Annotated in this window: 22 protein-coding genes and 1 riboswitch; of the genes, 11 read left to right on the top strand and 11 right to left on the bottom strand. The window is 73.9% G+C overall.

All coding sequences use genetic code 11. The features are described from left to right. The first annotated feature begins 100 nt into the window (after positions 1-100). Both ABTY56_RS22650 and ABTY56_RS22645 read left to right on the top strand, forming a co-directional pair. Entirely contained in the window at positions 101-934 is an 834-nt protein-coding gene (locus tag ABTY56_RS22650) for a class II fructose-bisphosphate aldolase (protein ID WP_350630799.1), read from the top strand. Between the two features lie 100 nt (positions 935-1,034). After that, on the top strand, positions 1,035-3,701 hold the full coding sequence (locus ABTY56_RS22645; RefSeq protein ID WP_350630798.1) for a glycoside hydrolase family 31 protein: 2,667 nt from the start codon (positions 1,035-1,037) through the stop codon (positions 3,699-3,701). An 88-nt stretch (positions 3,702-3,789) separates the two neighbouring features. On the opposite strand, the gene ABTY56_RS22640 is transcribed toward ABTY56_RS22645, so the two are convergent. The 8 genes from ABTY56_RS22640 to ABTY56_RS22605 all read right to left on the bottom strand — a co-directional run bounded on the left by ABTY56_RS22640 (position 3,790) and on the right by ABTY56_RS22605 (position 11,883). Then, positions 3,790-4,794 (bottom strand): chitinase, encoded by a 1,005-nt coding sequence (locus ABTY56_RS22640; protein ID WP_350630797.1) that lies wholly within the window; start codon positions 4,792-4,794, stop codon positions 3,790-3,792. A 197-nt stretch (positions 4,795-4,991) separates the two neighbouring features. After that, entirely contained in the window at positions 4,992-5,555 is a 564-nt protein-coding gene (locus tag ABTY56_RS22635) for a TetR family transcriptional regulator (RefSeq protein WP_350630796.1), read from the bottom strand. Further along, entirely contained in the window at positions 5,552-5,914 is a 363-nt protein-coding gene (locus tag ABTY56_RS22630) for a DUF1304 domain-containing protein (protein ID WP_350630795.1), read from the bottom strand. Before ABTY56_RS22630 ends, ABTY56_RS22635 begins: the two co-directional genes overlap by 4 nt. Positions 5,915-6,258: 344 nt before the next feature. Further along, entirely contained in the window at positions 6,259-6,702 is a 444-nt protein-coding gene (locus ABTY56_RS22625; RefSeq protein ID WP_350630794.1) for a hypothetical protein, read from the bottom strand. Positions 6,703-7,106: 404 nt separating this feature from the next. Further along, on the bottom strand, positions 7,107-7,820 hold the full coding sequence (locus tag ABTY56_RS22620; protein ID WP_350630793.1) for an IclR family transcriptional regulator: 714 nt from the start codon (positions 7,818-7,820) through the stop codon (positions 7,107-7,109). Positions 7,821-8,020: 200 nt separating this feature from the next. Further along, positions 8,021-8,163: riboswitch (SAM riboswitch) on the bottom strand. A 151-nt stretch (positions 8,164-8,314) separates the two neighbouring features. After that, on the bottom strand, positions 8,315-8,743 hold the full coding sequence (locus ABTY56_RS22615; RefSeq protein ID WP_350630792.1) for a DUF7144 family membrane protein: 429 nt from the start codon (positions 8,741-8,743) through the stop codon (positions 8,315-8,317). A 221-nt stretch (positions 8,744-8,964) separates the two neighbouring features. Next, complete coding sequence (locus tag ABTY56_RS22610; protein ID WP_350630791.1) at positions 8,965-10,587, bottom strand: sulfatase family protein; 1,623 nt, start codon at positions 10,585-10,587, stop codon at positions 8,965-8,967. Between the two features lie 57 nt (positions 10,588-10,644). Continuing rightward, positions 10,645-11,883: a hypothetical protein gene (locus ABTY56_RS22605; RefSeq protein ID WP_350630790.1), complete on the bottom strand. Its 1,239-nt coding sequence runs from the start codon at positions 11,881-11,883 to the stop codon at positions 10,645-10,647. Positions 11,884-12,440: 557 nt separating this feature from the next. Here ABTY56_RS22605 and ABTY56_RS22600 point away from each other — a divergent pair. Together ABTY56_RS22600 and ABTY56_RS22595 are read left to right on the top strand one after the other, a co-directional pair. Beyond that, entirely contained in the window at positions 12,441-12,929 is a 489-nt protein-coding gene (locus ABTY56_RS22600; RefSeq protein WP_350630789.1) for a DUF6325 family protein, read from the top strand. A gap of 24 nt (positions 12,930-12,953) precedes the next feature. Next, entirely contained in the window at positions 12,954-13,244 is a 291-nt protein-coding gene (locus ABTY56_RS22595; protein ID WP_350630788.1) for an SHOCT domain-containing protein, read from the top strand. Positions 13,245-13,329: 85 nt separating this feature from the next. Here the strand turns inward: ABTY56_RS22595 and ABTY56_RS22590 are convergent, their stop codons facing one another. After that, positions 13,330-13,851: a hypothetical protein gene (locus ABTY56_RS22590; protein ID WP_350630787.1), complete on the bottom strand. Its 522-nt coding sequence runs from the start codon at positions 13,849-13,851 to the stop codon at positions 13,330-13,332. Between the two features lie 317 nt (positions 13,852-14,168). Here ABTY56_RS22590 and ABTY56_RS22585 point away from each other — a divergent pair, with 317 nt between their 5' ends. From ABTY56_RS22585 to ABTY56_RS22575, 3 genes are all read left to right on the top strand, one after another. Then, on the top strand, positions 14,169-15,998 hold the full coding sequence (locus tag ABTY56_RS22585) for a glycoside hydrolase family 15 protein (RefSeq protein WP_350630786.1): 1,830 nt from the start codon (positions 14,169-14,171) through the stop codon (positions 15,996-15,998). Between the two features lie 51 nt (positions 15,999-16,049). Then, on the top strand, positions 16,050-17,471 hold the full coding sequence (locus tag ABTY56_RS22580) for an MFS transporter (protein ID WP_350630785.1): 1,422 nt from the start codon (positions 16,050-16,052) through the stop codon (positions 17,469-17,471). 76 nt (positions 17,472-17,547) lie between these two features. Beyond that, complete coding sequence (locus ABTY56_RS22575; protein ID WP_350630784.1) at positions 17,548-17,901, top strand: hypothetical protein; 354 nt, start codon at positions 17,548-17,550, stop codon at positions 17,899-17,901. Between the two features lie 570 nt (positions 17,902-18,471). Here the strand turns inward: ABTY56_RS22575 and ABTY56_RS22570 are convergent. Further along, positions 18,472-20,094, bottom strand: a complete 1,623-nt coding sequence (locus ABTY56_RS22570; RefSeq protein ID WP_350630783.1) for an MFS transporter — start codon at positions 20,092-20,094, stop codon at positions 18,472-18,474. Positions 20,095-20,329: 235 nt separating this feature from the next. Between ABTY56_RS22570 and ABTY56_RS22565 the strand changes: the two genes are divergently transcribed. The 3 genes from ABTY56_RS22565 to ABTY56_RS22555 all read left to right on the top strand — a co-directional run bounded on the left by ABTY56_RS22565 (position 20,330) and on the right by ABTY56_RS22555 (position 24,593). Further along, positions 20,330-20,572 carry a DUF8691 family protein gene (locus ABTY56_RS22565; protein WP_350630782.1) on the top strand — a complete coding sequence of 81 codons (243 nt, stop codon included), beginning with the start codon at positions 20,330-20,332 and terminating at the stop codon, positions 20,570-20,572. 166 nt (positions 20,573-20,738) lie between these two features. Beyond that, positions 20,739-21,629 (top strand): YhjD/YihY/BrkB family envelope integrity protein, encoded by an 891-nt coding sequence (locus ABTY56_RS22560; protein ID WP_350630781.1) that lies wholly within the window; start codon positions 20,739-20,741, stop codon positions 21,627-21,629. A gap of 219 nt (positions 21,630-21,848) precedes the next feature. Continuing rightward, positions 21,849-24,593: a winged helix-turn-helix domain-containing protein gene (locus tag ABTY56_RS22555; RefSeq protein ID WP_350630780.1), complete on the top strand. Its 2,745-nt coding sequence runs from the start codon at positions 21,849-21,851 to the stop codon at positions 24,591-24,593. Positions 24,594-24,658: 65 nt separating this feature from the next. Here ABTY56_RS22555 and ABTY56_RS22550 read toward each other — a convergent pair whose 3' ends face one another. After that, positions 24,659-25,561: a hypothetical protein gene (locus ABTY56_RS22550; protein WP_350630779.1), complete on the bottom strand. Its 903-nt coding sequence runs from the start codon at positions 25,559-25,561 to the stop codon at positions 24,659-24,661. Between the two features lie 302 nt (positions 25,562-25,863). On the opposite strand from ABTY56_RS22550, the gene ABTY56_RS22545 reads away from it, so the two are divergent. Further along, complete coding sequence (locus ABTY56_RS22545) at positions 25,864-26,259, top strand: SHOCT domain-containing protein (RefSeq protein WP_350630778.1); 396 nt, start codon at positions 25,864-25,866, stop codon at positions 26,257-26,259. Positions 26,260-26,360 lie beyond the last annotated feature (101 nt).

Raw genomic sequence — 26,360 nt, 5'->3', positions numbered from 1 at the left:
CGCTCTGCCCGATCCCCGCTGTGCCCGATCCCCGCTGTACCTGACTCCCGCTGTGCCCGACCGCCGCGCCTGCTCCCCGCCGTCCCCGTGGAGGAACCCCGTGCCGCTCACCCCGACCGCCGAGATCGTCCGCACGGCCGCCGAACGGGGCGCCGGTGCCGGGGCGTTCAACGTCGTGCAGATCGAGCACGCCCAGGCGATCGTCGCCGGGGCGCAGGCCGCCGGGCGGCCGGTGATCCTGCAGATCAGCCAGAACACCGCCCGGTACCACGGCGGGCTCGAACCGATCGCGCTCGCCGCGCTGTCGATCGCCCGCGCGGCGAGCGTCCCGGTCGCCGTCCACCTCGACCACGCGGAGTCGGCCGAGCTGGTGCGCGAGGCCGTCGGGCTGGGCCTGGGCTCGGTGATGTTCGACGGCTCCGCCCTGCCGTACGAGGAGAACGTCGCCGCGACCCGGGACGTCGTGGGCCGCTGCCACGCGTGGGGCGTCCAGGTGGAGGCCGAGCTCGGCGAGATCGGCGGCAAGGACGGCGCCCACGCGCCCGGCGTGCGCACCGATCCGGACCAGGCACGGGACTTCGTCGCCGCGACCGGGGTCGACGCGCTGGCGGTGGCGGTGGGCAGCTCGCACGCGATGGCCACCCGGGACGCCGTCCTCGACCTCGCGCTGATCGCCCGGCTGCGCGCGGCCGTGCCCGTCCCGCTGGTCCTGCACGGCTCCTCCGGCGTCGGTGACGCGGGCCTGGCCGAGGCCGTCCGGGCCGGCATGACGAAGGTCAACATCGGCACCCGGCTCAACCGGGTGTTCACCGGGGCCGTCCGCGCCCACCTCGGCGCCCACCCCGAGGCCGTCGACACCCGCCGCTACCTCTCCCCCGCCCGGGAGGCCGTGGCCGCCGAAGTCGCCCGGCTGCTGCGCCTGCTCGCCCCCTGACCGTGCCCGGCCCCGGCCACGCCACTGCTGCCGCTGCCGCTGCCGGCCACGATCCCCGGCCGTGCTCCCGCACCGCTCCCCCAGCCGACAGGAGAACCCCGTGCGCTTACTCCGCCCCCACCTCCGAAGGGCCGCCCTCGCGGCGGCCCTGACCAGCCTCGCCGCCGTCGCCGGGCCCGCCCTCCCGGCCCGGGCGGCGGCCCCCGCCTCCGCCGTCCTCGACCAGGGCCACCCGAGCACCACCTGGCAGAGCCCGGCGTACGCCAAGGGGACGCTCGGCGGCGCGACCAGCTGCCCGTCGGCCGCCCAGGACCCGGGCGGCACCGTCTGCGGCCGCTTCGACCTGACCGTCGACGTGCCGGCCGGCTACTGGGCCGACAACCCGGAGGGCGGCGTGCCGCTCTCGATCCAGTGGCAGGACCCCACCGAGGACTTCGACCTCTACGTCTACGACGCCGCCGGCAAGGAGGTCGCCGAGAGCGCCGGCACCGCCGACCCCGAGGCGACGGTGATCCCGCAGGCCTCCGGCACCTACCACGTGCTGGTCGTGCCCTACGACGTCCACGGCGGCTCCTTCACCGGCCGCGCCTACCTGCCGCAGACCACCGACGCGGGCGACCTGACCTCCTTCGGCGGCGGCCAGGGCAGCTACGACATCGCCGCCGGCCCCCTCAAGGCCAAGGTCGACTTCCTCGCCGACGACCAGCTGCGCCTGCGCGCCGCCCCGGACGGCGTGCTCACCGACCCGGCCGGCAGCACCATCATCCGCAAGCAGCCCGAACTCCAGCGCGCCACCAGCACCTTCGACGCCGGCGACTACTACGGCATCCGCTCCAAGGACCTGGTGCTGCGGGTGTACAAGCACCCCCTGCGGTTCGGCCTCTACAAGGCCGACGACCGCACCGCCGTCTGGCAGGAGGACGCCCCGCTGCGTTGGTCCACCGGCGGCCTGCGGCAGAGCCTGGTGCGCGGCGCCGACGAGCAGTTCTTCGGCGGCGGCGAGCAGAACGGCAGCTTCTCGCACCGCGACCGGACCGTCCACGTCGCCAACAGCACCAACTGGAACGAGGGGGGTTACAACAACTCCCAGCCCTTCTACGTCTCCAGCGCCGGCTACGGCGTCTTCCGCAACACCTTCGCCCCGGGGATCTACGACTTCGGCTCGCCGGTGCGCACCGGGCAGCAGGAACGCCGCCTGGACGCCTACTACTTCACCGGTGACGTCAAGTCGGTGATCGGCCAGTACACCGCGCTGGTCGGCAAGCCGTTCATGCCGCCGGTCTACGGCCTGGAGCCCGGCGACTCCGACTGCTACCTGCACAACGCCAACCGCGGCGAGCGCCACACCACGGACGCCGTGAAGGTCGCCGACGGCTACGTGCAGAACCAGATGCCGCTCGGCTGGATGCTGGTCAACGACGGCTACGGCTGCGGCTACGAGAACCTGCCGCAGACCGGCGAGGGCCTGCGCAAGGACCACGCCCAGCTGGGCCTCTGGACCCAGAACGGCCTGCCCAACCAGGCCGAGGAGGTCAAGGCCGGGGTCCGGGTGCGCAAGCTCGACGTGGCCTGGGTCGGCAACGGCTACGACTTCGCGCTGAACGCCTGCGACCAGGCGAAGGCCGGCATCGAGGACAACAGCGACGCCCGCGGCTTCGTCTGGCTGCCCGTCTCCTGGGCCGGCGCCCAGCGCTGCGGCGTGCTGTGGAGCGGCGACCAGAGCCTGTCCTGGGACTACATCCGCTGGCAGATCCCCACGTACGCGGGCGCCACCATGTCCGGGATCGCCTACGACACCGGCGACGTCGGCTCCATCTTCCGGCGCGACCCGAAGATGTACACCCGCGACCTGCAGTGGAAGGCCTTCCTCCCGGCGATCATGACCATGGACGGCTGGGCCAGGGACATGACGGGCAAGGAGCAGCGCGACCAGCAGCCCTGGCTGGACGGCGAGCCCTACACCTCGATCAACCGCAAGTACCTGCAGCTCAAGGAACGGCTGCTGCCGTACATGTACACCCTGTCCGCCGAGGCCACCAGGACCGGCATCGGCGCCGTGCGCCCGCTCGCCCTGGAGTACCCGCACGACCCGAACGCCCTCGGGCCGAACGCGACGTACGAGTTCCTGGCCGGGCCGGACTTCCTGGTCGCGCCGGTCTACTCCGACACCTCGGTACGCAACGGCATCTACCTGCCGGAGGGCACCTGGACCGACTACTGGACCGGGCGCACCTACCAGGGCCCGACCACGATCGACGGCTACTCCGCGCCGCTCGACACCCTGCCGCTGTTCGTCAAGGGCGGTTCGATCGTGCCCATGTGGCCCCAGGGCACGCTGTCCTGGCAGACCCGGGACCGCTCCGAACTCGACTACGACCTCTACCCGAAGGCCCAGGGCGACTCCTCCTACACCCTGTACGAGGACGACGGCGTCACCCGGCAGTTCAGCACCGGCTCCTCGGCCACCCAACAGGTCGACGTGCACGCCGCCGGCCCGGTGACCGTCGTCAAGGTCGGTGCCAGCGAGGGGAGTTACTCGGACAAGCCGGCCTCCCGGGCGTACCGCTTCACGGTGCACGGCCAGCCGGCCCCGCGCCAGGTGGTCACCCAGGGCGGCCCGCTCCCCCGGCTGGCCTCGGCCGCCGCACTCGACGCGGCCGCCGCGGGCTGGTACTACGACGCCGCGACCGGGGTGACCACGGTCAGGACGCCGAAGCTCTCCACCGACCACGGCTTCTCCGTCGAACTGATCCACGGCGGCCGCTGACCGACGACCGGACCGGCTCCCCCGCGCGCCCGGTGCGCCGCGGGGGAGCCGGTCCGTGACACCGGCGGCCACCCGGCCGGTGCGGGCCTCAGCCCTGGTACTGGACGACGATCCTGGTGAACTCGTACGGGGACTGCGCGACGCCGCTGCACGCGTCGGCGTCCGCGCCGGAGCCGCACGCACGGTCCCGGTTGACGGACCAGAAGGCGAAGCGGGCGAGGTGGTGCTGCTTCGCGTAGCCGAGGATGGTGCGGAAGTCGGCGGTGGTGACGGTCTCCCCCGCCTCGTCGGTCTTCCCGTTCATCGAGGAGACGCCGATGTGCCGGTACGCCGCGTCGTCGCCGTAGCCGTACGCGCTCTTGACCACGGCTTTCAGCCCGTCGAGCGCGCCGACCGTCGCCTGCCCCATGCTGCCGCTGTGGCCGCCGAAGTCGAAGGGCATCACCACCCAGCCGTCGTTCGCCAGGCCCGCGGCCGCGCCCCGCTTGATGAGGTCCTTGCCGTTGGCGTCGGGACCGCTCGGCGTGGTGCCCATGGTGACGTAGGTGACGATCCCGGGGTTCCTGGTCTTGACGATCTTCAGGGCGTCGACCACCCGCTGGCGGACCGTCGCGTTGCCGAACTCGGTGTTCTCGATGTCGATGTCGAGCGCCTTCAGCCCGTAGGCGTCGATCACCTTCTGGTACGCGCCGGCCAGGGCGCTCGCACTGGAGCACTTCTCGCCGAGCTTGTTCCCGCTCCACCCGCCGACGGAGACCACGACGTCGCCGCCGGCCGCCCGGATCGACCTGATCGCGGCCTCGTCGGAGCCCCCGGTGAGCGCCCGGCTGCCGTCCCACTTCGGGTTGCACCCGCCGTCGGAGAGGACGAACGCCAGCGTGAACCACTTCACCCCGGCCGACTTCATCACGTCGATCGGCTTCTGCGGGTTGCCCCAGCCGAGGTACTCGTACGGCGCGGCGGCCATCCCGGGCACGGCCGTCGTGGCGGGGGCCGCCGCCGCGGAGGTCACGGGGGCCAGCAGGAGCGCGGCCGGGCCGAGCGCGGCGGCCAGCAGCGGGGCGGTGAGACGGACTCCGATGGTCTTGCGCATGCCAACTCACTTTCGTCGATTCCGGGGGAGCGGTGACGGCAGGTCAGGGAGGCGGGAGTGGACCACCGGTACGGACGACGACGGCCCGCCGGTGGGTGTCTCACAGAATCGGGGGCACGGGGCTCCGGGGTCAATGGCTTTCGTTAGGAAAGTTTCCCAACTGTACGTCAGGCCACGGCGGGGCGCCCGCCGGTCGGTCAGAGCTGCGGCGTGCGGTGGAGGGAGATCAGCAGCCGCCAGACCTGGTGGGCGATCCGCTCCGGGCCGGCGTCGATCCGGCCGTGCAGCCAGTCCCCGAGCACGCCGGTGAAGGTGCCGGCCACCGCGGCGGCCACCAGGTCGGGCTCCGGAGCGCCCGCGAGGGCCCGCTCGTTGCGGCTGCGCTCCCGCAGGTCGCGGGTGAGCACCAGGCCGAGCGGTCCGCCGCCGCCCGGGGTCAGCAGCTCCCGGTAGAGCGCGGCATGCGGCACCAGTTCGGCGAAGAACCCGGTCAGCGCGGGCGGCGGCACCGCCGGGTCCGGCACGCCGCGCCAGGCGTGCAGGGCGTCGACGGCCGCACGGACCACGTCGGCGCAGGCGTCCACCGCGAGCGCGTCGAGGTCGGCGTAGTGGACGTAGAAGGTGGCCCGGCCGACTCCGGCCCGGCGCACCAGCGCGGCCACGTTGACCTCCGCCAGCGGGCGTTCGGCGCACTCCTCCAGCAGCGCCCGGCGCAGCCTGGCCCGGGTGCGCTCCGCCCGGGGATCCTGGGCGGCGCTCATCCGGCGAGCAGCACGGCGCCGAGCGCGAGCGCCCCGGGCAGCGCCTGGGCGGCCAGGATGCGACGGTTCGCGGTGGCGCCGCCGTACAGGCCGGCCACGACCACGCAGACCAGGAAGAAGAGCTGCGCCTGGCGGCCGACCTCGCCGCCGGCCGCCAGGCCCCAGACCAGCCCGGCGGCGAGGAAGCCGTTGTAGAGCCCCTGGTTGGCGGCGAGCGGCGCGGTGGTGCGGGCGAGCGCGGCGTCGAAGCCGGAGAGCTTGCGCCCCGGCCCCCGCTCCCACAGGAACATCTCCAGCACCAGGAAGTACCCGTGCAGAACGGCCACCAGGGCGACCAGGACATCGGCGGTCACGCGCATCGTCGGCTCCCGAGTTTCGTTCGAACTTCATGGACAGGTGTCCAGAATACCTGGACAGGTGTCCATGAAGTCCAGTCGGTGTCGGAGCCCGGCCCCCGCAGGCCACGCACCGCGCTGCCTTGCCGTCAGTCGCCCATCGGCCACGGCTCCGTCCTTCGCTCCGGTACAACGGAATCGGCGGGCAGCCGCGGGGACGGTGGGTGGTGAGCCCCGGTGCCTCGCCCTGACGGGAAGACCGTCCCAGCCGCCGACGACGTCCGCCCACGGCCCGATCGGGTCGCGCGTCGATGGTCGTTGGCGCCCGTCGGGTCCCGTCGAACCCGCTGCCCCGGTGCCCCGGTGCCTCAGGACCGGGCCGCGAGTACGGCGGTGAGCCGCTGGACGCCGTCCTCGCCGAAACGCCGCACCAGGACGGCGATCCAGCCGGCCAGTTCCACCCGCTCGCGCTCGGACCAGGTCGGGGCCGAGGGGTGCTCGTCGACCACCAGGGTGCGGGCCAGCAGCAGGTGGTCGGCGCCGGGGACCGGCCAGGCCCGGCCCTGCCGTCCGTGCAAGGCCATCCGCCGGGCCACGGCGATGACCTCCCGGGCGGCGGCCGGGGGGACGCTCCACCCGGTCGGGACGGCCCCGGCGGGCCGCTCGGCGCCGGTGGCCGGGGCGGGCGCCGGTTCGGCGGCCTCACCGGCCAGCCAGGCGGCGATCAGCCGACGCGCCGTCGCCTCGTCGCCCGGCCCGCTCCCGGCCTGCCCGGTGCCGCCCTGTCCGTTCCCGTCCCGCCCGCCCGTCATGACCGTCAGTCTGTCACCATCGCGGTCCGCCGCCGTGGTTCTCATCGGAGCCCACCTCACCCATCTGCCGGCCCTGGACACGAGCCGCTCGCCCGCCTGTCGTGTTGTTGAACGGACGACGTGCTCGCGATTGTTCACCTGGGCGGCACTTTGCCGGAGGAAACGTCGCCGGGCCTCGGGCGGGCCCCGCCGCGCCCCGGATCGGGCCGTCAGCCGGCGGCGCGCCCCGTCCGGCGGCGGCCGGGGCGGCCGGGGCGGCAGGAGCAGGCTGAGCTCGGTGAGCTCGGCGATGTCGAGCCGACTGAGGCGGCCGGCCTGACGGGTGATCGTGCCTCCAGGGTCTGCCGGACGGCCGCCCGCCGCCGGCCCGGGCAGGGGGCGGGCAGCGCGGGCCGGTGGACCGGTCAGGAGTGGCGCAGGGCTTCGGTGAGACGGTGGGCCGCCTCGACGACGGCCTGGGAGAGGTGGGCGCCGGGGTGCCGGGTGAGCCGCTCGATCGGGCCGGAGACCGACACGGCGGCCACCACCCGGTTGGAGGGGCCGCGGACGGGCGCGGACACGGAGGCGACCCCGAGTTCGCGTTCGCCGATGGACTGGGCCCAGCCGCGCCGCCGGACGCCGCTGAGCGCGGTGGCCGTGAAGCGGGCGCCCTGCAGCCCGCGGTGGAGCCGCTCGGGCTCCTCCCAGGCGAGCAGGACCTGGGCGGCCGAGCCGACCTTCATCGGGAGGGTGACCCCGACCGGCACGGTGTCGCGCAGGCCGGAGAGCCGCTCGGCGGCGGCCACGCAGATCCGGATCTCGCCCTGGCGGCGGTAGAGCTGGGCGCTCTCGCCCGTCACGTCGCGCAGGTGGGCGAGGACGGAGCCGGCCGCGGCCAGCAGTCGGTCCTCCCCGGCGGCCGCCGAGAGCTCGGTGAGCCGGGGGCCGAGGATGAACCGGCCCTGCATGTCCCGGGTGACCAGGCGGTGGTGTTCGAGTGCGACGGCGAGCCGGTGGGCGGTGGGCCGGGCCAGGCCGGTGGCGGTGACGAGTCCGGCCAGGGTGGCGGGGCCGGCCTCCAGGGTGCCGAGGATCGAGGTGACCTTGTCGAGCACGCCGACGCCGCTCGTGTTGTCCATGGATGGGTACTCCGTCTCGAATCCCGTGAGCGGCGGGTGGGCTTCGCTCACGGAGGCTCCCGGACGGGGAGCCGGGGGGGTGGTCAGCGAGGACGGGCCGGAGAAGTCGGCCGATTGCCTGCGCCGGGCACGAGACGGGTACGCGAAAGGGCCGGGGCGGGAAGCGCCCGGGCGAAGGACAGCACTGAAAGCACCGTGTCTCCTCATCTTTCCCGCGCCACAGTGGCGACAGGCCGGAGTTGGCACTGCTCCCGGACGGCACGGCGCGTACTTCGGACGCCGGGTCGAACGGGGAGTTGCCGGGGCTTCGTAGGGCCGGTCCCTCCACCCCTCTGGATGATTCGCGAGGAACGATACAAGATGCCCCGGGCCGCCCGCCAAGCCTCCCCCCTCCTCTCCCCCGGCCGGACGCGGTCCGGACGCGGTCCGGGCCGGCCACGCGGTCGTGGCCGGCCCGGGGGGGCGTTCCTACGGGCCGTCGGCCCGTCGGGTGGTCAGGTCGCCTTCTTCGTCGTGCCTACGCACAGCGCCCAGATGACGAAGGCGTCGACCGCGATCAGGACGATCGCCCAGAGCGGGTAGTAGGGCAGCCACAGGAAGTTGGCGATCATGCTGAGCACGGCGACGGCGACACCGACGACACGGGCCCAGCCCGAGCCGTTGAAGAGCGCCACGCCGGCCAGCACGAGGACGACGCCGATGACGACGTGGATCCAGCCCCACCCCGCGGTGTTCATCGAGTAGACGTAGTGGCGGGTGACGACGATCAGGCTGTCCTTGGTGATCGCGGCGATCCCCTGGAACACCGCCATGATGCCGCCGGCGATCATCATGACCCCGGCGAAGATGGTCCACCCGGTCGCGAAGGGGCGGGGTTCGGGGGCATAGGTGCTGGGGCCGGCCCCGGCAACACTGCTGGTCATGACATTGACTCCTTCGGTGGCAACCGCCGCCCGGGCAGCGGGAGGCGGGAGGGGCGGGCAGCCGGGCGCAGGGGCCCGGCGGCTCGCATGACGACCGCCTGGAAGGGAACAGAGGTCCTACGTTCACGGTAGGGCCGGACCTCCGTCCTGTCGTGGGCGGTGCGGGACGCGGTCACGGACCGTGACGCCGCGTCCGTGAGGACCACGGGGGCGGCCACGGGTCACCCGCCGGCCGCGGCGCCGACGGGCGCGAGCCGGTCGGTGTCGCCGTGCCAGGTGGGCCAGCCGAGCAGCCGGGGACGTTCGGTGACCCATGCGCGCGTATCCGCGCCGACCTCCGCGGTGATGAGTTCCTCCAGCCGGGCGCTGTACCCGGCGACGAGGTCGCGGTGGGCCGGATCGGCCGCGAGGTTGCGCACCTCGCCGGGGTCCTCCACCCGGTCGTAGAGCACCACGTCGTTCTGCGCGTACAGCGCCTCGGGGCTGGTGGGGCGGTTGGGCCTGAGCGGGGAGAAGTACCGACCGAAGCTGTACCGCCGGTCGAGGTAACCGCGCAGGAAGCCGCGCTTGTCCCAGTCCGGGCGCAGTTCCCCCGACTGGATGCGCTGCTGGGCCTGCGGGTCGGCGAACTCGAACCAGAACCCGGCGTCCAGGGCGGTGATCGACTCGACGGCGGTGAGCACGCCCTCGCGGACCTCCCCGCCCTCCAGCACCGGTGCCAGGGAGTGGCCGTGCAGGGCGTGGAAGCGGGTGCTGGTCGCCGTCCGGTCCACGCCCGCGAACTCCAGCAGGGTGGGCGCGATGTCGACCGCGGAGGCGAGCGCGTCGGTGCGGCCGCCGCCGGGCGCGTCCGGGTGGCACAGCACGAACGGGACGTGGAAGTTCTCGTCGTAGAGCAGGTTCCCCTTCTGGCGCAGGCCGTGGGATCCCGCCATCTCCCCGTGGTCGGAGGTGAAGACGACCACGGTCCGGTCGGCCTGTCCGGAGGCCTCCAACGCGTCGAGCACGAGGTCGATGCTGCGGTCGACGTCCCGGATGGCGTTGAGGTAGAAGTTCAGGCCGTCGTACCAGTGCCGGTCGTCGGCCACCGGGCCGAACACCGTGTCGAGCATGCGCGCGAACTCCGCCACCGCCGGCGCCGCGCCGGACAGGTCGTCGTGCAGGCTGGCGGGCAGGTCGAAGTCCCACCGGCGGCGGTAGAGCGGGACGTCGGCGGCGCCGCGCGCCAGCACGGCGTGCGCGAGGCCGAAGGGCAGCCGCACCTGGGGCTTCCCGCCGTAGTCGAAGCTCATGATGTCGTGCGGGTTCACGAAGTTGACGGCCATGAACCAGGGCTGGTCGTCCGCCACCGCCGGGGCGCGGTTGCGCAGCCACTTGACGGCCTGGCCGGCGATCACGGGGTCGATCTTGAGCCCGGCCCAGACGCCGCCGTCGATGTCGCCCCAGTCGTTGAACTCGCTGAACCCGTACGGCTCCAGGGCGTCGGTGGTCGGTCCGGGGTTCTGCGGGGTGACGTAGGCGTTCGACAGGTGCCACTTGCCCTGGTAGGTGCAGTAGTAGCCGGCCTGGCGCAGCATCGTGCCGAGGGTGCCCAACGCCGGGTCCAGCGGGCGGATGTAGGGCATGTTGTCGTTGTCGTAGATCTCGGTGAGCGGCAGGTGCTGTCCGGTGTAGATCACGGACCGCGCGGAGCTGCACATGGCCGAGGCGGTGTAGTACCGCTCGAAGGTGGTGCCGCGCTCGGCGAGGCGCTCCCGGGCGGGGAGCGTGAAGCCCGCCGGGCGGGGGATCGCGGCCCGTTCCTCGTCGGTGACGATCAGCAGGATGTTCGGACGGCTGGTCATGGCCACCTGCGCTGTGTGCGGAGGACGGTCGGGGAAGTCCGCGTCGCGCGGACGGGGTCACTCATCGGTACCGCTCCCGGCGGCGGCCCGTCCGGCGTCGGCCCGTCCGTCGCCGGCCCGTCCGGAGGCGGCGAGCAGCGCCAGGACGGCGAGCACCGCGAGGAGCACCAGGACGAGCAGCAGCACGGTCAGGACGGTCGGGTGGTTCCAGAGGGCGAACACCAGCGCCACGATCAGCACCGCCGCGAGGACGAGCCACCGGCGGTGGGCGTCGGTCCAGGTCCCGACCCGGCCGGTGTGCACGCCGTGCGCGTCGCTCCAGCCGGCGACGGAGTCGGCGACGTGGTCGGCCCCGCCGCGGACGGCGCGCGGCATGCGGCCCGCCCCGGAGAGGTAGGCGCCGAGCGCCACCACCACGCCCAGCACGATCGCGGTCCGCAGGCTGATCCGCAGGAAGTGCAGCAGCGTGTCGAAGACCGCGGCCGCGGCGGCCGGGGACTGCACGGCGGACGGCAGGTGGTCGAGGTAGTAGTGGCGGGCGATCACCAGGGCGATCGCCACCAGCAGGCAGCCGAAGGCCGCGCCGAGGGCCGTGGTCACCAGGGCCCGGCGGCGGCGCCGGGCCAGCACGACGCCGATCGCACCGATCACGACGGTGATGATCGGCAGCCAGTTGCCGATCACGTCGAGGGCGTGCGCGGCACCGCGGATCTTGGCCAGCTTGTCGGACTGGAACAGCACCAGCTGCTTGTTGACGTCCGGGATCTTCTCGGCCGGGGTCAGCCCGGCGGACACCAGGTCGCCCTTCAGCTTGTCGACGGCCGTGCCGACGTTGAGGGTGACGGTGCCGTTGTTCACCTCGACCGCGCCGCGGCCGTGGCCGGTCAGGGCCTGGACCACGGCCTGGTGGGCGGCGCGGTTCGCCTGCGTCCACACGGTCGCGAAGGCGTCGCTCTGCACGACCTTGGTCGCGGCCTTGGTGACCACCTGGTCCACCGCGTCGTCGATCTTGGGGCCGAGCGACTTGACCGCCGAGGCGGCCCGGGGCGGCAGGCCCTGCGACTGCAGCCAGTCACCCACGTCGGAGGCGACCGCCGGGCCGTCCACCTTCACGTCCACCGCCTTCGTGATCCGGGCGACGGCGGCGTCCTGGATCGCCGGGTTGGTGGCCAGCGGCGAGACCGTGGAAACGTACCGGTCGGTGTCCAGCGCGATGTCGTGCACCCAGACGGTGAGCAGCGAGACGGGCACCAGGATGCAGGTCAGCGTGATCAGCACGGCTGACACGGTGCTCATCGCGATCCTCGCCGCCTTGGAGGGGTGGCGGGGCTCCGAGGGTGCACCCCCGCGCCCGTTCGTCGGCCCGCCCGGCGGCGGCCCGGACGGCGGAGGCCCGGATGCGGGCGGCTCGCCCGGAGGCGGCCCGGCTGCGGGCGGCTCACCCGAAGGCGGCCCGGACGCAGGCGGCCCGGACGCGGGCGGCTCACCCGAAGAAGGCCCGGACGCAGGCGGCCCGGACGCGGGCGGCTCACCCGAAGGCGGCCCGCCCGAAGAGGCCCCGGACGCGGAGGCCCCGCCCGACGGGGGCTCGGAAGGATGCGGCTCCAGTGGCCCGTTCAACGGCACTCCCGATGTTCGGCACGCGGCCGTACCGCCGCTGTTTCACCATTCACGCCGCAAGGTCCCCCGTCCGGCACGCCGGACTGGGCCACCCGGACGAGGGCGCCGCCGGATCGGCGCTCCCTCACCCGGAACAGGTGATCCGCGGACGGGGTGGCGGCCCCTAGCGTCGAAGCAGCGACCGGCCCGGCGGGTCGGGCGCCGGATTCCACATGGAAGGAAGGAGCACCGCCATGGCCGAGGACGTCCTGGCCGAGAGCGGGCCCATCGACTACCTGGTGGTCGAGTTCCCCGGCAACCGCATGACCGGGGAAGGGCTTCCGCTGTTGATCGACCTGGTGGACCGGGGGTTGATCCGCATCCTGGACTTCGCGTTCGTGCGCAAGGACAGCGACGGCACCGTCACCGGGATGGAAATCGCCGACTTCGACGGCGACGGCCTGCTGGACCTGGCCGTCTTCGAGGGCTCCGGGTCGGGGCTGCTGGACGACGACGACCTGGGACAGGCCGCCGGGGTCATCGAGCCCGGGAACTCGGCCGGGGTGCTCATCTACGAGAACACCTGGGCCGCTCCGTTCGCCACGGCCCTGCGCCGGGGCGGCGCCCGGGTGGTCGCCAGCGGCCGGGTGCCCCTGCCGGACCTGCTGCGCTCCCTGGACGAGCTGGACGCCACCGAGGGTGCGTCCGACGACGCCGCGACCCGGCCGTCCGCCACCGGCTGACGCCACCGAGAGGAGAGACGAGTCATGCCTGGACTGCTGCGCGGTATGGCGCGCACCGCCGTCGTCGCCGGAACGGCGACCGCCGTGTCCAACCGGGTCTCCCGCCGTCAGGCGGGTCGTTGGGCCCAGCAGGACATGGCGGCCGAACCCGCACCGCCCCCGCCGCCCCCGGCACCCACCGCACCGCCGGCACCCCCGGCGGCGAGCATGGACGACAAGATCTCCCAGCTGCAGCAGTTGGCGCAGCTGAGGGACCAGGGAGTCCTCACCAACGAGGAGTTCGCGGCGCAGAAGCAGCGGCTCCTGGCCGGCTGAACGCCCCGACGGCGTGTGCCCCGTCCCGGTCCGGGACGGGGCACACGCCGTCGGCCGAGCGCGGCGTACGCAGCGGCCCGGTGATTCAGTGCCCGACGGCGACCTTGGCCGCCACGATGACCAGGCCCAGGACCAGGTTGACCGCGCCCTCGGCGGCGACCTGACGGGACGAGGCGCCCGCCCGGTGGGCGCCCAGCGTCGCCCAGGCCACCTGCTGTGCCACGGCGACGCCGAGGGCGAGCCAGGCGCTGTCGCCCGTCCCGAGCCAGGGACTGACCAGCACCGCCAGGGCCGGCAGCGCCGACGCCTCGACCAGCGGCCACTCGTGCCGGCCGACCTCGCGCACCTGGGGCCAGGTGACCTGGCGGCCGATCTCCCGCTGCCCGGCCACGTGCGCGTAGACGTGGGCGATCCAGAAGACGAGCCCGGTGACCACCAGCAGCAGGATGAGCGACAGCCGCGGGTGCGCTCCCTGGGCGCTGGAGGCCGCGATCACGGAGGCTGCCAGCATCGAACCGTAGACCGCGCCGGCGTAGTCCGTCCGGTTCCCGTTCCCCTCCGGGGTCGGTTCGCGCGGGGCGGGGGTACGACTCGGGGACGTTGTCACGGCGTCTCCTCCCGTCACCGTGCCGGGGACGGCCGAGGAACCGTCGTCGCCATTCTCGCCGGATCCCCGGGGCCCGGCCTCACCCCCGGCAGGTGAGGGGGCGCGCGGTCGCGGCCCCGACCGACCCGCCCGCGGCGCCCCGGTCGCCCGCCGGTCCCGCGCAGCGCCCGCGCCGACCACCGGTGCCCCGGCTTCCGTCCGCCCGCCGGACGTTCACCCACGCCGGGTGATCCGGGGCCCGGCCGCGCTCCGTAGCGTGTCGGCGAAGGGCCGATTCCATCTCACCTGGACGTCTTCCTCCATCTGGGGAGTGCCGCATGGACGCTTACCCTCCGATCGCCGAGCACGGGGTCATCGGCGATCTGCAGACCGCCGCGCTCGTGTCGACCGGAGGCGACATCGACTGGTGGTGCACGCCGCGCTTCGACTCGCCCAGTCTCTTCGCCTCCCTGCTCGACCACGCCAAGGGCGGCAACTGTCGACTCGCCGTCGACCGGGACGCGGTGCCCGACGCCCAGGTGAAACAGCTCTACCTCGCCGGCACGGCCATCGTGGTCACCCGCTTCCTCGCCCCGCAGGGCGTGGCGGAGGTCCTCGACTTCATGCTGCCCGACACCTCGCCGACCCCGAGCGACCGGCACCGGATCATCCGCACGGCCCGGGTGGTGCGCGGCCGGGTGCCGTTCCTGCTGGAGTGCCGGCCCCGCTTCGACTACGGCCGCGCCACCCATCGGCTCACCCTGCCGGACGACCGCTGCGCGCTGCTGCAGGGCCCGGACCAGGAACTGTGCGTCCAGGCCACCGACCCGGTCGTGCTGCGCCCCGACGGCTCCGACGTGACCGCCCGCTTCACCCTGGACGCCGGGCAGATGGCCACCGTGCTGCTCACCGCCGGCCCGCCGGGCGGCGACCCGCCCGCCCTGCCCGAAGAGGCGGACACCCTCGCCGCCTTCGACGACTGCCGGAAGTTCTGGTACGAGTGGCTCAAGTCCTCCACCTACCAAGGCCGTTGGCGGCAGATCGTGGACCGCTCGGCGATCACGCTCAAGCTGCTCAGCTACCACCCGACCGGCGCGCTGATCGCCGCCGCCACCATGGGACTGCCGGAACAGATCGGCGGCGAGCGCAACTGGGACTACCGCTACACCTGGATCCGGGACGCCTCGCTCTCCGTCCACACCCTCATCGGCCTCGGTTTCCAGGACGAGGCCGTGGCCTTCCGCCGGTGGGTGCGGGACCGGGTCGAGGCCGCCGGCACCCGGGGCGAACGTCTCCAGATCATGTACCGCATCGACGGCGACCCCCACCTGACCGAGGAGTCGCTGACCCACTGGGAGGGCTACCGCGGATCCTCCCCGGTGCGCGCCGGGAACGCCGCCGCCGACCAGCTCCAGCTGGACATCTACGGCGAGGCCGCCTACGCGTTCGCCGCCCAGGAGAACGACATGGGGGCGCTGCGCGGCTGGGACTCGTTCCGCAGGCTCGTGGACTGGCTGACCGAGCAGTGGGACCGCCCGGACGAGGGCATCTGGGAGACCCGCGGCGGGCGCCAGGACTTCACCTACAGCCGGCTGATGTGCTGGGTGGCCTTCGACCGCGCCGTCCGCATCGCCCGGAAGTTCGGCCGCCCCGCAGACCTCGACCGCTGGAGCGCGGAGCGCGACGACATCCTGCGCCAGATCGTGCAACGTGGCTGGAACCCCGAGCGCCGCGCCTTCACCCAGCACTACGGCACCGACGTCCTGGACGCCTCGCTGCTGCTCATGCCCAAGGTCGGCTTCCTCTCCCCCACCGACCCGGACTGGCTGTCCACGCTGGACGCCATGGACGAGGAACTGGTCGAGGACAGCCTGGTCTACCGCTACGACCCGGCCGCTTCCCCCGACGGACTGCGCGGCTCCGAAGGCACCTTCAACCTCTGCACCTTCCTCTACGTCGAGGCCCTGGCCCGGGCCGGCCGGGTCGACCAGGCCCGCTACGCGTTCGACAAGATGCTCACCTACGCCAACCACGTCGGCCTGTTCGCCGAGGAGATCGGCCCCTCCGGCGAGCAACTGGGCAACTTCCCACAGGCGTTCACCCACCTCGCCCTCATCGACGCGGCGCTCGCCCTCGATGAGGAACTCGACCGCCGGGGCGCCGCCTGACGCACCGCCCCCGGTGACCGAAGGCCCGCAGGAGTCCGAAAGGAGACGACCGTGACCGGCACCGCCACCGCCTCCACCTCCGCCGCGGCCGCCGCCGCGCGCCGGGTGCTGATCCCGCTGGCACTGGCCCAGTTCATCTGCAGCTTCGCCGGCTCCAGCATGAACGTGATGATCAACGACATCAGCACGGACCTGGACACCACCGTCCAGGGCGTCCAAGTCGCCATCACGGTCTTCCTGTTGGTGATGGCCGCGCTGATGATCCCCGGCGGCAAGCTCACCGACCGCTGGGGCCGCAAGCGCTGTCTGATGGCCGGCCTCACCACCTACGGCGTCGGCGCCGTGCTCAGTGCGGCCGCCCCCGGACTCGGCGTCCTCATCCTCGGCAACTCGATCCTGGAGGGCGTCGGCACCGCGCTGCTGATCCCCCCGGTCTACATCCTGACCACCCTGCTGTTCACCGGCACCGCCGCCCGGGCCCGTGCCTTCGGCACCATCATGGCCTTCGGCGGCATCGGCGCGGCCGCCGGCCCGCTCCTCGGCGGCCTGCTCACCACGGCCATCGACTGGCGTGCCAACTTCGGCTTCCAGGCCGTCATCGTGGCCCTGATCGTGCTCCTCACCCGCAAGCTGGAGGACCCGCTCCCCGCCGACCCGACCCGGCCGTTCGACACCGTCGGCGCCGTCCTGTCGGCGGCCGGGCTGGTCCTGCTGGTCACCGGCATCCTCGCCGCGGACAACAACACCTGGCTGATGATCGCCCTGCTGGTGGCCGGAGCCGCGGTGCTGGCCGGCTTCTTCCGCTGGATCCGCCACCTGGAACGCGGCGGACACGAACCGCTGCTGGCCACCAGCCTGTTCCACAACCGCACCTCGAACCTGGGCCTGGTCACCCAGAACGCCCAGTGGCTCGTCCTGATGGGCGTCTCGTTCACCGTCGGCGCCTACCTCCAGGTCGTCCGCGGCTACAGCGCCATCGCCACCGGAGGGGTCTTCACCGCCGCCACGCTCGGCCTGCTCGCCACCTCGCTCGCCGCCGAACGCCTGGCCGAGCGCCGCGCCCAACGCACCCTGATCGTCACGGGCTTCGCCGTCACCACCGTCGGGATCGTGGTGCTCCTCCTGCTGGTGCGCGCCGTCGACAGCGTCTGGGCGTTCACCCCCGGCCTGCTGCTGATCGGGCTGGGCATCGGCCTGATGCTCACCCCGTCGGTCAACATCGTGCAGTCCGCCTTCCCCGACAGCCGCCAGGGCGAGATCTCCGGCCTCTCCCGCAGCATCTCCAACCTGGGCTCCTCACTGGGCACCGCGATCGCCGGCACCATCCTGGTCTCCGGACTCACCCGGAACTCCTACGCGGCGGCCATGGGCGTCCTCGCGCTCTGCGGCCTTATCGGGCTGGGCGCGGCCCTGTTCCTGCCCGGGGGCCGGCCGGGTGCCGCGGCCGCCCCGGGAACGGACGCCGACCGATGAGCCCGGCTCCCCGGCGGTCCCCCACGAACGCGAACAGGGGGGTGTCCTGTCAGCACCAGCGAAGGAGACAAGACCCATGCCCGGCATCCACCACCAGGTCTCCCGTTCCACCATCGCGCCCGCGCCCGACGAGCTCGGACGCGTCGGGTGGCTCGTGATCGGTCTCACGGTCCTCGTCATCGGCGCGACCGCACACGCCCTGTCGGGCATCATCGCGATCGCCAAGGACATGCTGCGCCCCGCTTCCCGGAGCGCCTCGACGGGCGGCGGCCCCGCGCCCGCCGCCCGTCTCAGCCTCAACGAGAAGGAGGGCTGGATCCTCATCGGCTCCCTGATCATCATGAGCGGCGCCGTGGGCCGCGCCCTCGCGGAGTTCATCGCGGGCATCAGGAAGGCCGCCCACGCAACGCACCGACGGGCGCGGACATGACCCCCGCACCGGCCGACCCGACCGACCGGGCTGACCGGGCTGACCGGGCTGACCGGGCCGACCCGGCCGCCACCGGGCGGCAGGCCCGCAGCCGGCCGCCGCGCCCGGCCCACGGGACCTGGTCCCCGGCACGCGCCAGGGCCGATCCCGTGGCCGTCCTCGCACGGCAGGCCGCCCTCCCGCGCCGCCGAACCGGTCCCGATCCGGTCCGGCCGGAGGGCGGCCTGCCGCTTCGCCTTCCTGCGCGGCGCGCCCGCGATCACGGTCGCGGACCTCGCCGCCTCCCCGAACACCGGCCCCACGGGCGGGCCCTGCGGGAAGGCGCAGCCGGTCGCGGGTTCCACCGGGGGCGGCTGCGCGACCCGAAGGGCTCCGCAGTCACCTCGGTTCCGTCACCTCGGTTCCGGGACGTCGGCTCCGGCGACGTCCTCGACCGCGCGGTCGCCGAATCCACCCTCACATACGCCGAGCGGACCCACACCGACCACGCCGCACCCCACCGCCCGCGATCGATGCCGGCCGGGTCACCGTCCGGCCCGGTGGGTGGGTCGGGCACGTGGGACGAACCCCTCAGGAGGCCGGCTCCTCGGCCTTCGGCGTCCGCCCGCTCCCGCCCGTCCGCCCCGTCCCGCCGGACGCGCGCCGGGCGGGCAGGTGGCCGGTGAAGGCGAAGCCGGCGAGCGTGATCCCGGCCGTGGCCAGGAACGACACCTTGAGGCCGTCGAGCTGGGCCGCGCTGTAGGACTCCACGATGGCGTCCGCCTCCTGCGGCGGAACGGAGGTCTGCGCGAGCGCCGCGGAGAGCTGGTCCGCGGGCACGAAGGAGACGCCGGCCTCGATCCTGATGCCGGCCTGCTGCCGCACCGGCTCCGAGATCTGCGGGTGCTCGGCGACGGTGTTGCCGAACGCGGCCGTCAGGGCGCCGATCAGGATGGCGCCGATCAGCGCGGTGCCCAGCGACGATCCCAGGTTCTGCGCGGTGTACTGCAGCCCGCCGACCTCGCTGCGGTCCTCCTCCCCGACGCTCGACTGCACGATGTTGCCCAGTTGCGAGGCGAGCAGCCCCATGCCGATCCCCAGCAGGGCCATCGCCAGCGCGAAGGACAGGTCGTCGAGCTCCGGCTTGACGGTGCCGACCAGCCACAGCGAGGAGACGAACAGCACCAGCAGCCCGATCCGCACCACCGTCCTCGGCGAGGCGAACCGGCCGAGGAACGGGCCGGTCATGGAGGCCGCGAGCATCGTGACGGACACCGGCAGCAGCCGAAGGCCCGTCTCGAAGGCGTCGTGGCCCAGTACGACCTGGAGGTAGAGCGGGATGACGAAGAACAGCCCGAGGAGGATCAGGTTCTGGCTGAAGAGCATGAGCAGGCCGGACCGCAGCGGCGGGATCCGGAACAGCCCGAACCGGACCAGCGGATCCTCCCGGCGCAGCTCCCACGACCGGAACAGCACCAGGAGGACCCCGCCGAGCGCGATGGCGAAGAGGGTCGGCGAGAACCCGAGGACGGTGAACGGCGGGTTCCGGGGCTGGAGCCAGCCCCAGGAGCTGCTCTGCAGCACGGCCAGCACCACCAGCCCCAGCCCGGCCACCGACAGCAGCACGCCGACCACGTCCAGCCGGATGCGCTGCTCCGGCGCCGGCTCCGGGGCGATCCAGCGCAGCAGCAGCAGGATGGCCACCACCAGGACGACCTCGCCGGCGAAGACCAGACGCCAGGTCAGGTAGGTGGTCAGCCATCCGCCGAGCAGCGGGCCCACGGCGATGCCGGCCCCGGCCAGGCCGCCGATGACGCCGTAGGCGGTCGCGCGGTCCCGTCCCCGGTAGGCGCCGGCCACCAGCGCGGCCAGCGCCGGGAGGACCAGTGCCGCCCCCAGGCCCTCGATCACCGACCAGCCGAGCGCCAGCACCCACAGGGTGGGGGCGATCGCGGTCAGCCCCGATCCGACGGCGTAGACGATCAGGCCGAGCCGGAACATCCGCCGGCGTCCGAACATGTCGCCGAGCTTGCCGCCGGTGATCATGAACGCCGCCATCACGAGCGTGTAGAGGGTGATCACCGCCTGGATCGCCGTGACATCGGTGTCGAAGTCCTCCACCAGCTGGCTGATGGACACGTTCATCACGGATGCGTCGAGCACCATCAGGAACTGCGCCGTGCCCAGGACGATCAGCGCTCGCCACCGCTTCACCGGGTCTCCTCGTGCTCGCCGATCTCGTGCTCGCCGATCCGCTCGTCTTCGCCGGTCCGCGCGGTGCGGCGTCCGGCGTCCGGCGTCCACGCGGATCGTGTCCACCGGAACGACGCTAGACCGTCCGCCCGCGTTCACGGCTCACCCCGGCTGGGTGATGCCCCCGCGCGCCGCGGCGCGCAGCCTGGTGCACGGGGAATCGGCGAGGACCGGCGCAACCCAGGGAAGGACGCTTATGCGTTACGAGTTCCGTATCGCCGGGGCGATGCCAGAAGTGACCGTCCGCGAGGCGTTCCCGGAGTTGGAGAGCGTCTTCGTGCCGAACCAGACCCTCCTGTTCGGCCCCGTCACGGACGAGGCCCACCTCTACGGCCTGCTCAGCCGGTTCCAGGCGCTCGGGTTGCACGTCATGGAGCTCCGCCAACTGCCCGAGCAGGACGTGCTCGGTCGCCCCCGGCACCGGACACCGGGCGGCTGAGGCCGCCCCGGGCCCTTGCGCCGAACGGCGGTCCGCCCGAGATGCCGTCCACCGTCCCGTCGCCCAGTCTTGGACGGAATCCGACGTGCCTGCGCCGGAGGCGCGGCGCGGCGGCGGCCCGGCCGCCGGTACCGACCCGAGCGACACCGACCCGAGGGAGAGCGGAGTGGCGGATCAGCGGGGTCGGCCCAGCCGCGCTGACTGGTTCCGCGCCAGATCCGCCTGGCTGCAGGAACGGACGGCCACGCTGCGCGACGCCCCGTTCCTGCGCCGGCTCGCGGCGCAGCTGATCCACATCCACGTCCTGGACACCGCCACCCGCCTCGCGGCGCAGACCTTCCTGACCGCCCTCCCGGTGATGTTCGTGCTGGCCGCCTTCATGCCCCAGGAGGTGCGCACCAGTGCCTCCGACTCCCTCAAGACCGTCCTGGGGCTCCAGGGTGCCTCGCTCGACGAGGTCACGGGGGTGTTCCATACCAAAGGCCAGGAGTCCATCACCGACTCCTTCGGCGGCATCGGGATCCTGGTGACCCTGCTCTCGGCGACGAGTTGCAGCCGCATCCTGCAGCGGTTGTGCGAGCGGAGCTGGCACCTGCCCCATCTGTCGGGGCGTCTGGCGGCCTGGCGGTGGCTCGCCTGGCTGCTGGTGTGGCTCGCCGCCCTGATCATCCAGGGGAAGGTGCGGTCCGGATTCGGGGCGGGCGACGCCCTCGGCGTCGTCCTGTACCTGATCACGGCCTCGCTGCTCTGGTGGTGGACCCAGCACCTGTTGCTCGCCGGCCGGGTCCCCTGGCTCCCGCTGCTGCCGGGGGCCGTGCTGACCAGTGCCGCGCTGACGACGCTCGCCTGGGCCTCGCGGCTCTACGTCCCCCGCTCGCTGAACCGCAGCGTGGCCCAGTTCGGCCCGCTCGGCCTGGTCTTCACCCTGCTCAGCTGGCTCATCGTGGTGTTCACCGCCATCACGCTCGGGATCGGCCTCGGGTACGTGCTGGCGGGCCAGGGCCGGCTGGCCCGGCTGCTGGGCACACCGGACCCGGCCCCGCAGGACGAGAGCTGACGCCGCCTGAGCGCCGTCGCCGGGCGGGGTTCACCCGTGCGGCTCAGTCGGCGTGCGTCCCGCGGCGGGGAGCCGGACCCGTTCGGCGGACGGCGGTGCGGGCGTGCGGCCCCGGCGGGCCGGACCGTACGCCCCTTTGCCCAGCCGGGCCCGGTCGGAAAGGATGGAGGTGTCAGCGTTCCGCGCTTCCCGTGCGCCGCCCACCCTGAGGTGAGCACCATGGCCCTCAGCCCAGCCGTCGGCACCCCGGCCCGTCCGGTCGAGGTTCCCGGACACGGCCCCGACCTACCGGCCCGGATACCCGGCGGCGATCCGGTGCTCGCGGCCCGCTTCGCCGTCCCCCTGATCCCGGAGACGTTCGTCCACCGGCAGCGCCTGGTCGAGCGCCTCGACGACGGCCTCCGGACGTCCCTGCTGCTGGTGAGCGGCCCGGCGGGGGCCGGGAAGACCCTGCTCGTCGCCGACTGGCTGGCCACGGCACGACTGCCCGGTCCCGCGGTGTGGCTCACCGTGGAGCGGGAGGACAACGCGCCCGGGGTCTTCTGGGCCTACCTGCTGGAGGCCGTCCGCCACCACGGCGTCGACCTGCCGGACGACATCGGCAGTCCCGCCCGGGCCCAGGAGGTCGACCACTCGCTGCTGGCCCGGCTGGCCGCCCACCTGAGCCGGCGGGAGGAGCCCGTGGTCCTCGTCCTCGACGAGTTCGAGCACGTGTCCTCCGCCGAGGTGGCCTCCGGGCTCCACTTCCTCCTCGGCCACGCGGGCCCCGGGCTGCGGCTGGCCGTGCTCAGCCGGACGGAACCGCTGCTCCCGCTGCACCGCTACCGCGCCGCCGGCAGTGTCACCGAGATCCGGGCAGCCGACCTGGCCTTCCGGCCGCCGGAGACCAGCGCGCTGCTGCACCGGCACGGCCTGGACCTCTCCGCCGAGAGCAGCCGGGCGCTGACCGAGCGGACCGGCGGCTGGGCCGCGGGCGTCCGGCTGTCCGCCCTCGCCGCCCAGGGCGCCGGCGACCCCGAGGCCTATCTGGAGGAGTTCGAGGCCAGTCGGAGCACCGTCGCGGACTTCCTGCTCGCCGAGGTCCTCGACACCCAGTCCGCCGAGGCGCAGGACCTCCTGCTGCGCACGAGCGTCCTGGGCCGGGTCCACCCCGACCTGGCCGACGCCCTGACCGGCCGACGGAACGGCGCCCGGATCCTGGCGGACCTCTCCCGGGCCAACGCCTTCGTCGAGCCCGTCGGGCACGCCTGGTACCGCTGCCACCCGCTGTTCGCCGAGATCCTGCGCGTCCATCTGGGGGCCCGGAGCCCGGGACTGGAGCAGGAGCTGCACCGCCGGGCGGCCCGCTGGCTGACCGACGCGGGCCACCCGACCGAGGCGCTGTCACACGCCGCCGCGGCCGGCGACTGGGAGTTCGCCGCCGCCCGGGTCGTCGACGACCTGGCCATCGGCACGCTCTTCACCGGCCGCGACGCGGAACGGCTCGACGCCCTGTTCGCCGGGATGACCCCGGACGCCCGGGGTGCGGCCCCGGAACTGGTCCGGGCGGCCCGCGACCTCGCCCGCCACGAGGTGGGCAGCGGTCTCGAACACCTCGACCGCGCCGAGGCGCTGCTGCGGGAGCGTGACGGCGAGGGCGCCCCGGCGGCCCTGCTCGGCGCGGCCCAGCTGCGGGTGCTGGCGAGCCGGCTGCTCGGCTCGGCGGATCCGGCGCGGGCCGCCGCCGAACAGGCCGAACGGCTCGAAGGGCTGGTCCCGCCGGGGCTGTTGGCAGAACACCCCGAACTGGCCGCGCTCCGGCTGAACGACCTCGGCGCCGTCCTGCTCTGGGAGGGCAGCCTCGACGCCGCCGGGGCGGCCCTGACAGCCGCGGCGAAGACGGCCGACGGGCCCACCACCGCCGCTCCGCGCCACGAGGCACTCGCCCGGCTCGCCCTGATCGACCTGCTCGACGGGCGGCCGGCCCGCTCCGAGGCCCGGCTGCGGAAGGCGGCCGCCGAGGCCGAACGCGCCGGCCTGCCGCCGGCCTCCCGCACCGGGGTGAGCCGGCTCGTGCTGGCCGCCCTCGCCGTCGAGCGCGACGACCTGACCGCGGCGCGCGCGGCGGTCGACCGGGCGGCCGGGTCGTCGGCGGCCCGTCACGACCCGGCCGTCGCCGCCGGACTCGCGATCGTCCGGGCCCGGATCCTGCTGGCCGGCGGCCGTACCCGGGCGGCCCTCGACGCACTCGTCGCACTCGATGCACTCGGCCGGTCCGCGGACCACGGCCCCGGCCCGGCCGGACCGCCGCCGCCCTGGGTGCGGGAGGGCGTGGCCGTGGTCGCCTCGGCCGCGCACCTCGCCGAGGGCGATCCGGCCGCGGCCCTGACGGCACTGGACCGCAGCGGCGCCGACGGCCCGGGGTGCGCCGTCGCCGCGGCGCAGGCACGGCTCGCCGCCGGGGAGGGCCGAAGCGCCCTGCAGATCCTGGACGCGATCCCCGACCACGACGGCCACGGTCCCGCCGTCACCGTCCGGGTCCTGCTGGCCCGCTCGCAGGTCGCCGCCGCCCTCGGCGACGAGGCCGACGCCGGGCGGCTGCTCGCCCGCGCCCTCACGCTCGCCCGGCCCGAGCAGTTGCGCCGGCCGTTCCGGGAGGCCGGGCCGTGGCTGCGGCGGCTGTTGCGCGCCCGGCCGGCGCTGGTGGACTCCCACGGCTGGCTCCCCGCCGACCTCCTGCCCGGCCACCCGGCCTCGGGAGACGAGGAGGCCGCCGTGCCGCACGCCCCGGTCGAGCCGCTGAGCGAGCGCGAACTCGACGTGCTGGGACGGGCCGCGCAGATGCTGTCCACCGAGGAGATCGCCGCCGAGCTCTTCCTCTCGGTGAACACGGTCAAGACGCACCTCAAGAGCATCAACCGGAAGCTCGCCGTCTCCGGACGCAGCAGAGCCGTCCGGCGGGCGCGCGAACTGCACCTGATCTGACCGCCGTCCACCACCGCCGCGTGGAGGGCGCGCTCGGCACGCCCGGCGCTCAGCGCTCTTGGCGCTCAGCACTCTTGGCGGTCTCGCTCCCGGCGGGAGGAACGCCAGTAGTGCCATCCGGCCACCGCCGTGCTCGCCCCCAGCAGCAGCAGGAACATCGCGAGCAGGGTGTTGTCGGCGACGCGCACCCCGGTCAGCAGCACGATCAGCACCGCCCCCACCGTCGCCAGGAACGCCACCACCGTCCGCAGCACCACCAGGAGAGCGCCGGGGCGCGGCATCGACCGGGTGCGGGTGCGGGCCGGTGCGTCCCCGGCGCCCGCCGCCCCGTACCGCTGGAGGGCGCGGTCCGCGAGCTGGTTGGTGGCGCGGCGGTACATCTCGGCGCAGGCGGGCACCCAGACGAACGGCACCACCATCCCGACGAGCAGCAGCACCCCGATGCCGACCCAGCCGAGCAGCTTCCGGAGCCGGCCCCGGGCCGGGTCATCGGGGGTCACCAGGCCGATCAGGTACGCCTGTCGGCGGACGACGGACCACCAGGAGCCCTTGGTCCCGCCCTCGGCCCCGAACGCCGCCTCGACCTCCGCCTCCGCCTCGGCCCGTGCCGCCGCCCTCCGCAGGGCCTCCCTCGCCTCCTCGGGCGTCCGGTAGACCCCCTGCACCAGCAGCACCTCGACCGCCGCGTCGTCACCGCGCGGGTCGTGGCCGGCCAGGGCGCCCAGCTCCAGCACCATCTGCAACTGGGCGAGCAGCGCGGCGACGAACGCGACCGGCAGCAGGAGGATGAAGGGGCCGCCGAGGAAGGAACCCTCCACCACCGACCGGTGCACGCCCCGGCCGATGACCTGCTCGGTGACCTCCGCCCGGGTGGTCCCGGCCCGCTCGGACTCGTGTGCCTTCGCCGCCGTGTCGGCCGCCTGGGGGCCCAGGAACTCCACCGCGAAGACGGCCAGGCGCTCGGGCATGCGGGCAGGGTCCGCCCGGACCGTCCGCAGCAGTTCCACCAGGCCGGGTCGCCGTCGCCGTGCGCTCTCCGTTCCGCCCATCAGCCGCAGAATAACCCCGCCGGTGGGGGGCCGCCCCGGGGCGGAGTCACCCGGTCCGGGTGATGCCCGGACGGGCCGCGGGCGCGTACATGGACGGTAAGGAGCGTCACCGGGTTCCCACCCGGGCTCGGGCGTCCGGGTGGCCGCCCGGACGCCTCCGCTCAGCCGAGCACGCGCCCGCCCCGGCCCCGGGGCGGACCGTCGATGTCAGGAGGCCTGCGGTGGACTACCCGTTGCTCGACATCTTCTTCACGACCATGTGGCTCTTCCTGTGGATCCTGTGGTTCTTCCTGCTGTTCCGCGTCTTCGGGGACCTCTTCCGCGACGACAGCGTGGGCGGCTGGGGCAAGGCGGGCTGGAGCATCTTCCTCATCTTCCTCCCGTTCCTGGGCGTGTTCGTGTACCTGATCGCACGGGGCCAGGGCATGGGGCGGCGCGAGGTCCAGCGCGCGACCGAGGCGGAGCAGGACTTCCGCAGCTACATCCGGGAAACGGCCGCCGACACCGGGGCACCCTCCGCCCACGTCGACGAACTGGCACGGCTGGCCGAGCTCAAGGAGAAGGGCCACATCACCGAGGAGGAGTTCCAGCGCGCCAAGGCGAAGGTGCTCGCGTAGGGGCCCGGGAGCGAGCGCTGACGGCCGGTCGCCGACGCACGGGTCGGCGGCCGGCGGGCGGGCGGGCCGTCCAACAGGGCGCGGACAGCGGCGAGTTCCGC

Source organism: Kitasatospora sp. NPDC097691, assembly GCF_040302665.1.
Classification (GTDB): domain Bacteria; phylum Actinomycetota; class Actinomycetes; order Streptomycetales; family Streptomycetaceae; genus Kitasatospora.
This window is presented reverse-complemented; position numbering and strand designations above follow the sequence as displayed.